Origin of the sequence: Rhizobium album (genome assembly GCF_003122325.1) — a bacterium.
Taxonomy (GTDB): domain Bacteria; phylum Pseudomonadota; class Alphaproteobacteria; order Rhizobiales; family Rhizobiaceae; genus Metarhizobium; species Metarhizobium album.
The window spans coordinates 67,125-80,406 of sequence record NZ_QFBC01000012.1 but is presented as its reverse complement, the minus strand read 5'-3'; the positions used below and the strand labels follow the sequence as shown (position 1 = coordinate 80,406).

The window sequence follows — 13,282 nt, the reverse complement described above, 5'->3', positions numbered from 1 at the left end:
GCCTGGTACGGTTAGCCGCCGTATTCGATGATTTCCAGACCCGCATTATAGTCGGTCGCATAGATGAGGCCGTCCGCATCGACGAAGACGTCGGCGGACTGGATGACCTTCGGCCGACCCGGCCGGCGGTCCGTCATGGTCGTCGGCCCGGCGGGCACGAGTGCGCCCGTTTCGACCGGATGATAGGGATCGGAGATGTCGAAGGCCCGGATGCCGGCATTCTGCCAGGTGGCGAAGATCAGCGTTTCCGAAACGAAGGAGCCGGGACGGTTTTCGTGGAGATTGTGCGGGCCGAAGTGGCCGGCCTTCTTGACGTAGTCGATTTCGTTCGGAATCGGGAAGGTCGAGATGCTGATCGGGTTTTCCGGCACGCGGATATCGAAGATCCAGGTGTGCTTGCGGCCGTCCTCTTCGTTGTCGAGCACCGCTTCGTCGGCAACGACCAGCAGATCACGGCCCGGCAGCGGCAGCGGCGAATGGGTGCCGCCGCCATAGGGCGGGCACCAGTTGTAATGCTTGATCAGTTTTGGCGCGGCGTGGTCGGTGATGTCGAGCAGCGTCAGGCCGCCGTCGCGCCAGCAGGCATAGGCCGTGTTGCCGTGCACGAGCGCGTGGTGCAGCGCATACCGTCTCCCCTGCCCCCAGTCCGGCTGTTCGCCGGCGGCGCTGTTCATGCCCGGCAGCCACCACCGGCCGACGAGTTCTGGCCGGGTCGGGTCGGCCATGTCGATGGTGACGAAGATGTAGTCGCTGAAGCCGTCGAGCAGCGCCGATGCATAGGCATAGCGCCCGCCGACATACCACAGCCGGTGAAGGCCGACGCCTTCGATATTCAGCTGGCCGATCTTCCTCGGCGCATCCGGCCGGGAGATATCGTAGACCGTCATGCCCGCCGTCCAGGCGCGCTCGCGCTTTTTCGCGGCGACCGTCTCGCCGACCGACCGGGTATAATAGGTCTTCTCGTCCGAAAATGTCTCGACATCGGCAAACAGGTCGAGGGCGTCGATCACCAGCAGCAGGTCCTCATGGGTCTGCAGGTGGATGTTCCACGTGTTGGCCGGCGCCTGGATGTAGTTCACCGTCTTCGGATTGCGCGGATCGCGGACGTCGACGATGGAAAATCCCTGCGACCAGGGATGGGCAATATAGGCATGGCCGCGATGCACCATCAGCTGCAGACCGTCGCCACGGCCGCCGATATCGCTATGGCCGACAAGGCGCATGTTGCGGGCGAAGTCGGGGGTCGGAAGATCGATCTGGGCCATGGTCCGTTGCTGTCCTGTTGACAAGGAGGGGCGCGACGCCGCCATCCGCGACGCCGCTTCGCAGAATATTTACTTGGCTGCGGGAATCCACGATGCGGTTGCCGCATCGCTCTTCAGGAAGGCCGGGAACTTTTGCTGCAGATCCTCGATCGTCTTGATATCGTTGCCGGTCAGGTCGCCGCGGGTGATCAGCGTCGGCTGCAACAGCACCGACTGGCCGGGCGACTGGCCGGCAATCGCCAGCGAGACGGCGCGGACGGAGACTTCGCCGACGACGGCGGCATTGGTGGCGGCGGTGGCTGCCCAGGCGCTATCCGGCTCCACCATCAGCTGGATGTCGGCGGTGGAGATGTCGACGCCGTAGATCTTCACCTGCTGCGACAGGCCGAGCTCGTCGATGGCGAGCTTGACGCCCTTGGCGAATTCATCCCAGGGGGTGAAGATCACGGAAATATCCGGGTTGGCGCGCAGCACCGCCTTGGTCTGGTCGGCAACGGACGCCGGCACGGTGTCGTTGACCACGCCCCAGACGGCCTTTTCCGTCAGATTGTGCTTGGTGACGAAATCCTTCCAGACGGCATAGCGGCGGTCGAGCGGCGCGAAGCCGGCGACATAGACGGCGCCGCCGACAAAACCGTCGCCCTTGTCCTTCACGGCCTGTTCGAGCACGAGGCTGGCCATGTCCTTGTCGCTCTGCTCGATCTGCGGGATCGCCGGATTGTCGAGGTTGACGTCGTAGGCGACGACCTTGATGCCCTTTTCAAGCGCCTTTTCGGCCACGTCCTTCAAGACTTCCGGCCGGCCGTTGTTGATGATGATGCCGTCGACGCCGAGGTTGATCGCCTGTTCGACGAGATTGCGCTGGGTGTCGTTGTCGTTGCGGGCCTGCGAGATCGTCAGGTTGACGCCGAGGGCATCGGCCTGGCGCTTGACGCCGGCCTCAAAGGCCTGCAGCCAGTCGCCGCCGCCAAGGAAGCTGACCACGGCGATGTTGACCTGGCGGGAATCGAACGGCGCCGGCGCACCGCTGATACCTTCGGCGACGGCGGCGGTGGAGAGCAGGGAGCCGGCCAGAATGGCCGCGGCGAAAGTTCTAAACGTCTTGAGCATGTTTCCTATCCACGTTGTTATTGCTGGCGAGCGATCGTCCGGTGTCAGCTTTTGGCGCGGCTGACGCCGTAGGTGAGGGCAAGCGCGCCGACGAGCACGGCGCCCTTGATGAAATCCTGGGTATAGTAGGGGGCATTGAGCATGGTGAGGCCGTTGAGCAGCACGCCGACGAAGACGGCGCCGATCACGGTGCCGAGGACGTTCGGACGCCGGAGGCCGAGCACGGCGAAGCCGATCAGCGAGGCGGCAACGGAATCCATCAGCAACGAGGCCCCGGACGACACGTCGCCCCGCCCGACCCGCGCCGCGACGATGACGCCGCCGAGTGCTGCCAGCACGCCGGACAGGACATAGGCGAACGTCTTGATCCGTGCGGTGTTGGCACCGGCAAGCCGGGTCGCCAATTCGTTGCCGCCGGTGGCGTAAAGCAGCCGGCCGAGCCTCGTGCGTTCGGTGAGGATGTAAAGCGTCACCGCCGTCAGCAGCATCAGAACGACCGCCAGAGGCACCAGGCCGAACAGGCTGGAACGGCCGATCATCAGGAACATCGGATCGTAGCTGCCAGATGCCGTCGAACCGTCCGGCAGGATGAGGCCGACCGAAATCGAGCGGCCTGCCGTGGGGATGAGCTGCAGTCCCATCAGCAAAAACATCATGGACAGCGTTGCCAGGAGATCGGGCACCTGCAGCCGGACGATGAGGAAGGCGTTGACGAGGCCGACGAGGGCGCCGAAGGCCAGCACCACCGGCACGGTCTGGTAGGCGTTGAGGCCGAGCACGATCATTGCATAGCTGGCCGCCATGACGGCGGAGGCAGCGACGGCGCCGACCGAAAGATCGAAGCCGCCGATGGCCAGCGTCACGGTCACGCCGGTGCCGATGATCGCCACCACGGAGACCGCCTGCAGAATGCTCATCAGGTTGTTGATGTTGGCAAAGGCCGGCTGCGTCCAGGAGAAACCGACGACCAGCAAAGCCAAGAGGATGAAAACGGCGCCCCTGCGCACCACGTCCTTGACGACGTCAGTGTGTCTCGGTGTTTCGCCATGGGCGTTTTCGGTGACCGGGCTCATCAGATGCTTTCCTCTTGCTGGCCGTTTTCGCCGCCATGCGCCTTGTCGATCAGGCTGTGATGATCGATTTCGATGACACGGTCGGCCACCTCATGCGCTTCCTCCGAATCGGAGGTGGCAATCAGCGTGGCGCGGTCGGCATGGGCACGAATGGCGGCGATGATATCTTGTCTTGCGCCGACATCGACACCCTGGAAGGGCTCGTCGAGCAGCAGGGCGCGGCTGGGTTCCGCCTCCCAGCGGGCGATGACGACTTTCTGCTGGTTGCCGCCCGACAGCGACCAGACGGAGGCCAAGGCATCGAGCGCCTTGATGCCAAGCCGGTTGATCGCGAGATTTCCTTCCCGCCGCTCCCGGCCGGAGAACATGAAGCCGGAAGGATACCAGCGTGGCAGGTGCGGCAGGCTGATCGTCGCGGCAATCGTCTCGCCCGGCCAGCCGGCCGGGATCAGCGAGGAGCGATGCCGGTCTTCGCCGGCTAGCACGACGCCGGCGGCAATGGCCTCCTCGGGATTCTTCGGGGCATAAGGTTTGCCGTCGAGCAGGACCTCGCCGTCCGCCAGCCGCTTCAGGCCGAAGAGCGACGACAGCAGCCGGGATTTGCCGGCGCCGAGCACGCCGGTGACGGCAACCACCTCGCCTTCCCGGACGACCAGATCGAAAGGCGCGCTGTCTGGAAACAGGCGAGCCCCTCTCAACTCGATCACCGGCCTTCCGAAACGCTCGCGCTTTTTGGGGCGCGCGGCGCTGAGCGGCCGGCCGATCATCGTCTCGATGGCGGCGTCGAAATCGACGGGCCGCGAGAAGGCGCCGACATTGCGTCCGCCGCGCAGGATCACCACCCTGTCCGCCAGTGCCGCCAGATCGGCGGTGCGATGGGAGATGTAAAGCACGGCGATGCCGCGTGCCTTCAGGCCGCGGACGATGTCATAGAGCCGGCTCGCCTCCTGCATCGACAGGCTTGCGGTCGGCTCGTCAAGGATGAGCAGCTCCGCCTTGTTCGACAGCGCCCGGGCAATCGCCACCATCTGCCGGTCGGCAGCCCCCAGTTCGGCGAAATCGCGGTCGAGCGGCAAATGGAAGCCGGCTTCGTCGAGGACGCGTCGCGCCTGCCGCCGGACCGATGCGCGCGACAGGAAAAACGGCGAGCGCTTCTCCACATAATGCTGCAGCAGCAACGCATCCGCCACCGTCAATCCGGGAATGCCGACGACGTCGGTCGACTGGTGCACGGTGACGACGCCGCGGGTCGCCGCATCCGCCGGGCTCTCCGGCGCATAGGGCTTGCCGTTTAATGTCACGCGACCGGCATCGGGGCGGATCACACCAGAGAGGATCTTCACCAGCGTGGACTTCCCGGCGCCGTTGGCGCCCATCAGCGCCACGACTTCCCCCGCTTCAACGGACAGATGCGAATCGGTCAGCGCTTTGGTCGAACCAAAGGCATGGGAGACGTGTTCGGCGACGAGCAAAGACATGGGTAAATCTGATCCGAAATATGGTTCTTCCTTAGATCCTGTCCGAACGGACACAAAGGACGACAATTTTCTTGTTTATGTAAATCGCAGAATAAATTTTCTCAATCGGAGTATCCTGTTGCCCGGCGGCTTTGTTTGGCCCGCTGCAGTCGTCCGCGGACGACCGGTTTTCGGAGCTGCAAAACCGCCATGGTTAAGCGTTTGTCAATTGGTAACGAATCGGAGCATACTGTAACTGCGCAGTTCATCGTCATTTTACGAAAAATGCGCAGTTTCCCGAGGTTTCAAGAATGCAGCCGAGTCCGGTTTCCTACGACACACAAGAGCATCTTCCGTCGCTTCTCGCAACGGATGCCCAGGAGCTGTCCTATCAGCTGCAGCAGCATCAGGCGAAGATTTTTCCGCCGCTGTCGCGCAAGGTGCTTCGCGCCTTCTCTCCAGCCGAGGCTGCGGGTTTCATCGGCATAGGCGAGGGGTATCTGCGGCAGGTGGCGGCGGAAGGGCATGGCCCGGATCCGCTCGCCAATGGCCGCCGCCTCTACACCGCCGACGACATGCAGAACATCCGCAAGGTCCTCGACGAGCGAAACGGCACGGCGAAATACGTGCCGACCCGCCGCACCCATGAAAAGCTGCAGGTCGTTTCGGTGATGAATTTTAAGGGCGGGTCGGGCAAGACGACGACCGCCGCCCATCTGGCGCAATATCTGGCGCTCAGGGGATACCGGGTGCTGGCCATCGACCTCGATCCGCAGGCATCCTTGTCGGCGCTGTTCGGTCACCAGCCCGAATTGGATGTCGGCGAGGGGGAAACCCTGTACGGCGCCATCCGCTACGAGGATCCGCGGCCGATCGCCGATATCGTCCGGGCGACCTACACGCCCAATCTCCACCTGATCCCCGGCAATCTCGAGCTGATGGAATTCGAGCACGAGACGCCGAAGGCGATGTCGTCGGGGCGGGTGGAATCGATGTTTTTCGCCCGGATTGGCGAGGTGCTGACCGAGATCGAGAGTTTTTACGATATCGTCGTCGTCGACTGCCCGCCGCAACTGGGCTTCCTCACCATGTCGGCTTTGTGTGCGGCGACCTCAGTCTTGATCACGGTGCATCCGCAGATGCTGGACGTCATGTCGATGTCGCAGTTCCTGACGATGACGAGCGAACTGATGTCCGTCGTCGAGCGTGCCGGCGGTCGCACCAGCTACGACTGGATGCGCTATCTCGTGACCCGCTTCGAGCCGAATGACGGTCCGCAGAGCCAGATGACCGGTTTCATGCGGGCGATTTTCGGCAATCGCATGCTGCAGAATGCCATGCTCAAGTCGACGGCGGTCGCCGATGCCGGGGTGACCAAGCAGACCCTGTACGAAGTCGATCGTTCGCAGTTCAACCGCGGCACATACGACCGGGCGATGGAATCCCTCGGCCTCGTCAATGGCGAGGTCGAAGCGCTGATCCGCGCGACCTGGGGAAGGAAGTAATCGATGGCGCGCAAAAATCTCATCGAGGTTTCCACCCCGTTGCAACTGCGGCCGGAGACCGGCGCGACAACCGGCAGCGACCGACCGATCGCCGGGCTCACACCGCAGATGCGGGCGGCCTCGCCCGTGGGCGGCATCACCAAGACGCTCGGCAATATCACCGAGAAGGTGGAGAGGGCGCAGGATCTGGAGCGGCAACTTGCCGCCGGCCAGATGATCGTCGAGATCGATCCGGCGCTGATCGACGGCTCCTTCGTCAAGGACCGGCTCGAGATCGATCCGGCGGACCTGTCTATGCTGGTCGAGCAGATCCGCGAACATGGCCAGCAGGTGCCGATCCTGGTGCGGCCGCATCCCGAAAGCAGGGGGCGTTACCAAGTCGCCTACGGGCATCGGCGCCTTGCCGCAGCCAGGCAACTGGGCAGCAAGGTTCGCGCCGTCGTCCGCGAACTGACGGATGACCAGCTTGTCGTCAGCCAGGGCCAGGAGAACAACGCCCGGGCAAACCTTTCTTATATAGAACGCGCCCTTTTTGCCCAGCGGCTGGAAGAGCGCGCCTTCGGCCGTGAGACGATCATGGCGGCGCTCGGCGTTGACAAGCAGGCGCTGTCGAAGATGCTGATCGTCATGCGGCAGGTGCCCTTGCCGCTGATCATGCTGATCGGCTCCGCGCCTGATATCGGCAGGCGCCGCTGGATGGAATTCGGCGAACGGCTGGAATCCGGCGATCCGGAGGTTTTGCTGGCGGCGCTGTCGTCCGCGGACGACCTCAAGGCCTTGCCCAGCAACGAGCGCTTCCAGCGCGCCCTGTTGCTGGCCAGCGCCAAGGCTGAAAAGGCGAAATTCACCGTGGCGGAAAGCCGGATCGGCAACGTGCCGGTCACCTTCAAGCGAATCGGCAGCAAAACGACTTTCGTTTTCGATGGAAAGGCCGCGCCCGGTTTCGACGATTACGTGCAGCGGAGGCTCGACAGCCTCTACAAGGAATTCAAGCAGGAAACGGGAGACTGAACAGCAAAAGAAAAAGGCCCCCAAACGTCGCCGTCGTGGAAGCCCTTCTCGTGTTAGCACCTTGAGAATCGCATTTCCTCGAATCGCAGTCAAGAGTCTTTAGCGCCGTTTTGGTGATCGATTTTCTTTTGCCTGAAGCAAGGTGAAAGAAATGCAGATTGGAAATGTGACGACGCCCTTCGGGCGGCGGCCGATAACGCTTGCCTTGGTGAGACGGCAGTTGCAGAGCGCCGAGGTGCCGACGGGGAAGAGCGTCGACAAGTGGAAGGTGTTTCGCGATGCCTGCGAGGCGCGTGCCATGCTCGGTGTCCAGGACAGAGCGCTGGCCGTCCTCGACGCGCTGCTGACGTTTTATCCGCACGCGGAACTCGGCGAGGAGCATGGGCTTGTGGTGTTTCCCTCGAATGCGCAGCTCTCCATCCGGGCGCATGGCATCACCGGAACGACGTTGAGACGGCATCTTGCCGCACTCGTCGAGGCGGGGCTGATCATCCGCAAGGACAGCCCGAACGGCAAGCGTTATGCCCGCAAGGACGGCGAGGGGGCAATCGACCAAGCCTATGGCTTCAGTCTTGCGCCGATGCTGGCCCGAGCCGAGGAGCTTGCGTCGATGGCGCAGCAGGTGGCTGCCGAACGGCGGCGCTTCCTGGTGGCGAAAGAAGGTCTCTCGATCTGCCGACGCGACGTGCGCAAGCTGCTTTCAGCGGCGATGAAGGAAGGTGCGCCGGGTGATTGGTTGGCGGTGGAAGCCATGTTTCTGAAACTGGTATCGCGGATTCCGCGCACGCCTGGCACGGAGCATCTGGAGGAGTTGCGCGACGAGATGGCGTTGCTTCGTGACGAAATCGTCAACCGGCTGGAAATTCAGGCAGAATCGAAAAAAACAGCCGGCAATGCTGTCGGAAATGACCGTCACATACAGAATTCAAACACAGACTCCATCCATGAATCTGAACCTCGCTTGAAAATCAAGCAGGACGGCAGGCCGCAGCGCAGACAGATGACCGAACCTGCCATGCCTTTCCCGCTTGGCATGGTGCTGAAAGCCTGCCCGCAGATTGGCGATTACGGATCTGGTGGCATGATAACCCAATGGCGTGATTTGATGACGGCCGCGGTCGTCGTCCGGTCGATGCTGGGCGTCAGTCCGTCGGCCTATCAGGAGGCGTGTGACGTGATGGGGCCGGAAAATGCCGCCACCGCCATCGCCTGCATTCTCGAAAGGGCAGGGCATATCCAGTCGGCCGGCGGTTATCTGCGCGACCTGACCCGCAAGGCGGCGCGCGGAGAGTTTTCGCTCGGCCCGATGCTGATGGCGCTGACGCGCCAAAATTCCGGTCCGGAAAGGAAATCGGCGTGATCCCCGTCTGGCATCAAGCCCCGGTGCGCTCGCCCGGGTCGGCCTGCTGTGGAGGCGGAACCTCCTTCGGTTTGCCGTAGAGGCCGATATTGCTGTCGCCCCAGGCCTTCAGCGCATGCAGGACCGGCTGCATGCTGCGGCCGAGTGGCGAGAGGCTATACTCGACCTTCGGGGGCACTTGGGCGTAGACTTTCCGCTCGACCAGCCCATCGTCCTCGAGTTCGCGCAGCTGGTTTGTCAGCATGCGCGGCGTGACGTTGACGATATGCCGGCGGATTTCGTTGAAACGCAGCGTGCCGGAGAGAAGGTGGAAGAGGATCACGGATTTCCATTTGCCGTCGATCAGGCCGATCGCGGCTTCGACGGAACATCCGGGGCTGCAGTCGAAACGGGAGTGTCGGGCCTTGGCCATTGCAGTACCCTTTTTGATACTATGTGCATTGTTTGTGTGTATTGCACTTCAGGCAGCATAGGACGATCTTCAGTTGACAGCAACACATGCCAAGGAGACATGAGATGAAGGCAATCGGATACAGGCAGGCAGGCGCCATCGACCGAGAGGATTCTCTCAGCGATATCGATTTGGAACGTCCGGTCGCAAAGGGAAGGGACCTGTTGGTCGCGGTCGAGGCAATCTCGGTCAACCCCGTCGATACGAAGGTGCGACGCAAAGTTTCTGCGGATGAGGGGTCATGGAAAGTCCTCGGCTGGGATGCCGCCGGTAAGGTGGTGGAGACCGGCCCCGACGTGACGGGCTTCAAGGTGGGAGATGCGGTCTTTTACGCCGGCTCGATCATCCGGCCGGGTGCCAACAGCCAGTTCCACCTTGTCGACGAAAGGATCGTCGGCCACAAGCCGAAGACGCTTTCCAATGCCGAGGCGGCCGCCTTGCCGCTGACGGCGATTACCGCCTACGAAATGTTGTTCGACCGTCTTGATATCCGCAAGCCGGTGCCGGGCGCTGCCAATGCGATCCTGATCATCGGCGGTGCCGGTGGCGTCGGCTCGATCACCATCCAGCTTGTCCGGGCGCTGACCGGGCTGACGGTCATCGCCACGGCGTCGCGGCCGGAAACGCAAGCATGGGTGCGAGAACTCGGCGCCCACCATGTCATCGACCACGCCAGACCGCTCGCGGAGCAGGTGGCGGCCCTCGGCATCGGCGCGCCGGCCTTCGTCTTTTCGACCACCGAAACGCACCGTCATCTCAAGGAAGTGGTCGAACTGATTGCACCGCAGGGCCGGTTCGGCCTGATCGACGACCCGGAGCAACTCGACGTCATGCCGTTCAAGCGCAAGGCAGTGTCGACGCATTGGGAACTCATGTTCACGCGGCCGATCTTCGAGACGGCGGATATGGGCGAGCAAGGCAAACTCCTCGGCGAGGTGGCAGGGCTGATCGATGCGGGCAAGATCCGCACCACCGTGACCGAGGTCCTGACCCCGATCAGCGCCGCCAACTTGAAACAGGCGCATGCGACGATCGAAAGCGGCAAGGCCAGGGGCAAGATCGTGCTCGAGGGTTTTTGAGGGCGTATGCAACGCTACTGGAACATATGTACGGGATTGGGTCGGAAAGGGTCATGATCCCGTTCATGACGTTTATCTTTGGGTGGTTCGGATGGAGAAGCAACATGGGCCTGCCGCAAATTTTTGTATTTAACCCGATGTTGACCATGGGAGGAGAAATTTTCGCTCCGAACGTTGCGGAGCGAACCGATGCTTCTGAATGCCATTGCCGAAAAGCTGAAGCGCCAATCGAAGGATGACTTCAAAGGCCGGCATTTCGAGGCGTGGCTGATTCTGCAGGCGGTGGCCTGGTAGCTTCGCTGTCCGCTCAGCTATCGGGATATTGAGGAGATGTTCCGCGAGCGCGGCTTTGAGGTCGACCACAGCACAATCAACCGCTGGGTTCTTGCCTATGCACCTGTCATCGAGAAGCGGTTGCGCCAGTTCCGCCCACACTGTGGTTCGGTCCGGATTGACGAGACTTATGTAAAGATCCGCGGCAAGTGGCGCTTTCTGTACCGCGCCATCGATAAATGCGGCAACCCGGTCGATTTTCTGCTGACGGCGAAGCGTGATCTCGATGCCGCCAGGCGCTTCTTCCGCAAGATGCTGAAAGACGAGCCGTTATTGTCGCCCGGCAAGATCGGCACGGATGGCGCCAATACGTTTCCGCCGGCGACTAAAGCGTCGGTTGACGATGGGCTACTGCATCTGGATACGGTTCATTATGTAACCAAGCCTCTTCAACAGGCAATCGAGAGCGACCACTTCCGGGTGAAGAAGACCATGCCCAGGATCGGCGGCTTCCAATCCTTCAACACGGCAGGAAAGGTTTCGGCTTTTCCGGTGGCTGGACCGTCAGCGATCAGAACGATCTGCTTGCGCGTCTCTTCGGACTGCAAAAAGTTAACAGAGCATGAAAGTGGCATCATTCAGGCCATAGCTGCGGCCGATCGCCAATAACAGCAGCTGTTCGAACCCTGCCAAGGGCCTTAAATCTCCAATCAGTTCACCATGAACCGGGAACTGAACGGAAGGCTTGCTGCACCGACAGCCTTTGGCGCTGCGGACGTTCGGCCGACGACGGCATTGACGGACGGAATTTCCTGCTGGACGAGCTTGCACAGCACGCTGCAGATCTCGGGGGGAATGAAGGACGATAGCAGCACGGTTTTCAGTTCGATGAATTGCAACAGCGCCTGCGTCGATTTGATAAGACTTTCCGCACAGGCCTGCTGCCAGACGGCGAATGCCGGTCCCATCGGCGGCCAGGCCGGATGTTGTTCCCATAGCCTGGCCGCAGTCGGGTCGCCGGCCGGCAAAGAGCGCTCCAGCGCCAGCACGCCGACATCGTAGCTCAGCGGCGAATTGCCGTTGTAGATCTGGTGGTTGAGCACGAGACGGCCATGCAGTCGGGCGCCAAGATAGAAGAACAGGAAATCCTGCAATTGCCGCGCCGTGCCGAACAGGCTTTCGCCGCCGGCTGCCGCCGTGATGTCATTCTGGACGAAGACGGGAAGGCCAAGCTCCGTCTCCAGATAGCGGTGCAGCACGTCATGATCCGGGCCTGAGCGCATCGGCGGCGTGGGTAGGGCAAGGCCAACGCCGGCGACACGCGCTTGCCGGCTTTCAGAAAGACTGGCGACGGCTTGGCGGATTGCCAGCGCCAGAGCCTCCGGCGCATCGAAAGTATCGGCTGTCTTATGCGGCATCACGTGTTGATGCTGCACAGTGCCGATAAAATCGACGACGACGATGTGGGTGTTGCGATAGCCGACGCTGACGCCGACCGAATAGGCACCTTCCGAATTCAGCATCAGCGGCGTCGTTGGCGGGCCGACACGGCCCTTCTGCGCCTCGCCGCGCACCACGAGGCCTTCCTGTTCCAGGGAGCGCACGATGACGGAGATCGTCTGCGCCGAAAGGCCGGTCTTCTCTCCGATCTCAAGGCGGGTCGTCGCCTCGTTCTGCAGCAGCAGCGAGAGGACGAGGCGCTCGTTGTGGCTGCGCACGCTGAGCGAATTGAGGCCACTGGCGCGATCGGCGATACGAAGCGGGTTGGGCGGTGCGAAACGCATGTCAGGCAAGGCAGCGCTCCTTCCCGCAAATGGCGGCAATCAGGCGGCAAGGCTTACGCATTGGTCCATCCGATCGCCAGAACTTCCTGTGCCAATGCCTCGCCAAGCTGGCGGTGTGCGTCCTCGTCGATGTGGAAGCCATCGGCTGGCGAGCACTGGCAGACCGTGCCGGCATCGAAGAAATGCGCCTCCAGCGAATCCGCCATGATCTCAAATTCCAGCGCGAGCTTGCGGGATTTCTCCTGCGCGCCGGAAAAGATCGATTCCCATTCGCGCAGGTCGTCCAGCATCGGTGGTGGCGCGACGATCATGATCTCCGGGTCGTGGCCGGCTGGGCCGGGCGACAGTTCGCGAATATCGTGGACGAGGCAGCCGATGCCCATGGCAACCTCCGACGGCGGCATGTTGAACCGTCGCTTCAGGTCATTGGTGCCGAGCATGATAATGATCAGGTCGAGCGGCGTGTGGCTTTGCAGGCAGGGACGCAGATAGGTGCGGCCGTTTTTCAGCGCGCCCTCGATCGGGTCGTCATGAACGGTGGTACGGCCGCTCAAACCCTCCTCGATGACCTGCCAGCCGGAGCCGAGCAGTTCCTCCAGCACGCCGCCCCAACGCTGCCCGCGATTATAACGCTCAAGCGGGCTGCCGCCCGGAATCTGGCCATGGGTATTGGAATCCCCGAAGCATAGAACGGTGCGCGTCACTGTCTCCTCCATCGGGCCGGAGGCCCGCTTTTCGGATTGAGACTTCGCATCTGCGAGGGCGATTTGCAAGATTGGCATATTATTCATTCATTCTGAATAACTATTGACAGGCGAAAGCGCCAGTGGTTTTGTGTCGCTCGGAGGAAAGTTTCAGGTCGTTTCGAGGCTCCGTCAAAGCGCGTGACATCGGTTGCGGGCTGTCGTTGACAC

12 protein-coding genes and 1 pseudogene are annotated in these 13,282 nt (G+C 62.1%); 6 read left to right on the top strand and 7 right to left on the bottom strand.

Going from position 1 to position 13,282, the window contains the following annotated elements; translation table 11 throughout:
• Positions 1-11: 11 nt before the first annotated feature.
• The 4 genes from DEM27_RS22380 to DEM27_RS22365 form a co-directional block, all read right to left on the bottom strand.
• Positions 12-1,265 carry an LVIVD repeat-containing protein gene (locus DEM27_RS22380; RefSeq protein ID WP_109460467.1) on the bottom strand — a complete coding sequence of 418 codons (1,254 nt, stop codon included), beginning with the start codon at positions 1,263-1,265 and terminating at the stop codon, positions 12-14.
• A gap of 69 nt (positions 1,266-1,334) precedes the next feature.
• Positions 1,335-2,375 (bottom strand): substrate-binding domain-containing protein, encoded by a 1,041-nt coding sequence (locus tag DEM27_RS22375; protein WP_109460466.1) that lies wholly within the window; start codon positions 2,373-2,375, stop codon positions 1,335-1,337.
• Positions 2,376-2,419: 44 nt separating this feature from the next.
• Positions 2,420-3,448 carry an ABC transporter permease gene (locus tag DEM27_RS22370; RefSeq protein WP_109460465.1) on the bottom strand — a complete coding sequence of 343 codons (1,029 nt, stop codon included), beginning with the start codon at positions 3,446-3,448 and terminating at the stop codon, positions 2,420-2,422.
• Entirely contained in the window at positions 3,448-4,926 is a 1,479-nt protein-coding gene (locus DEM27_RS22365; protein ID WP_109460464.1) for a sugar ABC transporter ATP-binding protein, read from the bottom strand. Before DEM27_RS22365 ends, DEM27_RS22370 begins: the two co-directional genes overlap by 1 nt.
• Positions 4,927-5,216: 290 nt before the next feature.
• Between DEM27_RS22365 and repA the strand changes: the two genes are divergently transcribed.
• From repA to repC, 3 genes are all read left to right on the top strand, one after another.
• Positions 5,217-6,410: a plasmid partitioning protein RepA gene (gene repA / locus DEM27_RS22360; protein ID WP_109460463.1), complete on the top strand. Its 1,194-nt coding sequence runs from the start codon at positions 5,217-5,219 to the stop codon at positions 6,408-6,410.
• A 3-nt stretch (positions 6,411-6,413) separates the two neighbouring features.
• On the top strand, positions 6,414-7,421 hold the full coding sequence (gene repB, locus DEM27_RS22355; protein WP_109460462.1) for a plasmid partitioning protein RepB: 1,008 nt from the start codon (positions 6,414-6,416) through the stop codon (positions 7,419-7,421).
• Positions 7,422-7,572: 151 nt separating this feature from the next.
• The gene (gene repC / locus DEM27_RS22350; protein ID WP_109460461.1) at positions 7,573-8,781 is read left to right on the top strand and encodes a plasmid replication protein RepC; all 1,209 of its coding nucleotides are present in this window, start codon (positions 7,573-7,575) and stop codon (positions 8,779-8,781) included.
• Positions 8,782-8,794: 13 nt separating this feature from the next.
• Here the strand turns inward: repC and DEM27_RS22345 are convergent, their stop codons facing one another.
• Complete coding sequence (locus DEM27_RS22345) at positions 8,795-9,193, bottom strand: winged helix-turn-helix transcriptional regulator (protein ID WP_109460460.1); 399 nt, start codon at positions 9,191-9,193, stop codon at positions 8,795-8,797.
• Between the two features lie 104 nt (positions 9,194-9,297).
• On the opposite strand from DEM27_RS22345, the gene DEM27_RS22340 reads away from it, so the two are divergent.
• From DEM27_RS22340 to DEM27_RS22330, 3 genes and pseudogenes are all read left to right on the top strand, one after another.
• Positions 9,298-10,311: a zinc-binding alcohol dehydrogenase family protein gene (locus tag DEM27_RS22340; RefSeq protein ID WP_109460459.1), complete on the top strand. Its 1,014-nt coding sequence runs from the start codon at positions 9,298-9,300 to the stop codon at positions 10,309-10,311.
• 53 nt (positions 10,312-10,364) lie between these two features.
• The gene (locus DEM27_RS34110; RefSeq protein ID WP_165823530.1) at positions 10,365-10,550 is read left to right on the top strand and encodes a hypothetical protein; all 186 of its coding nucleotides are present in this window, start codon (positions 10,365-10,367) and stop codon (positions 10,548-10,550) included.
• Positions 10,501-11,210: pseudogene (locus DEM27_RS22330) on the top strand (IS6 family transposase). Before DEM27_RS34110 ends, DEM27_RS22330 begins: the two are co-directional and overlap by 50 nt.
• Positions 11,211-11,294: 84 nt before the next feature.
• Here DEM27_RS22330 and DEM27_RS22325 read toward each other — a convergent pair.
• Positions 11,295-12,368: an ROK family transcriptional regulator gene (locus DEM27_RS22325; protein WP_109460457.1), complete on the bottom strand. Its 1,074-nt coding sequence runs from the start codon at positions 12,366-12,368 to the stop codon at positions 11,295-11,297.
• Between the two features lie 53 nt (positions 12,369-12,421).
• Positions 12,422-13,072 (bottom strand): SGNH/GDSL hydrolase family protein, encoded by a 651-nt coding sequence (locus DEM27_RS22320; RefSeq protein ID WP_205908945.1) that lies wholly within the window; start codon positions 13,070-13,072, stop codon positions 12,422-12,424.
• Positions 13,073-13,282: the final 210 nt, after the last annotated feature.

What these genes read in the sequence shown, in the direction of transcription:
- DEM27_RS22375 (WP_109460466.1), bottom strand. Translation starts at nt 2,375, where the DNA reads ATGCTCAAGACGTTTAGAACTTTCGCCGCGGCCATTCTGGCCGGCTCC.
- DEM27_RS22380 (WP_109460467.1), bottom strand. Translation starts at nt 1,265, where the DNA reads ATGGCCCAGATCGATCTTCCGACCCCCGACTTCGCCCGCAACATGCGC.
- DEM27_RS22345 (WP_109460460.1), bottom strand. Translation starts at nt 9,193, where the DNA reads ATGGCCAAGGCCCGACACTCCCGTTTCGACTGCAGCCCCGGATGTTCC.
- DEM27_RS22365 (WP_109460464.1), bottom strand. Translation starts at nt 4,926, where the DNA reads ATGTCTTTGCTCGTCGCCGAACACGTCTCCCATGCCTTTGGTTCGACC.
- DEM27_RS22340 (WP_109460459.1), top strand. Translation starts at nt 9,298, where the DNA reads ATGAAGGCAATCGGATACAGGCAGGCAGGCGCCATCGACCGAGAGGAT.
- repA (WP_109460463.1), top strand. Translation starts at nt 5,217, where the DNA reads ATGCAGCCGAGTCCGGTTTCCTACGACACACAAGAGCATCTTCCGTCG.
- DEM27_RS34110 (WP_165823530.1), top strand. Translation starts at nt 10,365, where the DNA reads ATGATCCCGTTCATGACGTTTATCTTTGGGTGGTTCGGATGGAGAAGC.
- DEM27_RS22325 (WP_109460457.1), bottom strand. Translation starts at nt 12,368, where the DNA reads ATGCGTTTCGCACCGCCCAACCCGCTTCGTATCGCCGATCGCGCCAGT.
- repB (WP_109460462.1), top strand. Translation starts at nt 6,414, where the DNA reads ATGGCGCGCAAAAATCTCATCGAGGTTTCCACCCCGTTGCAACTGCGG.
- repC (WP_109460461.1), top strand. Translation starts at nt 7,573, where the DNA reads ATGCAGATTGGAAATGTGACGACGCCCTTCGGGCGGCGGCCGATAACG.
- DEM27_RS22370 (WP_109460465.1), bottom strand. Translation starts at nt 3,448, where the DNA reads ATGAGCCCGGTCACCGAAAACGCCCATGGCGAAACACCGAGACACACT.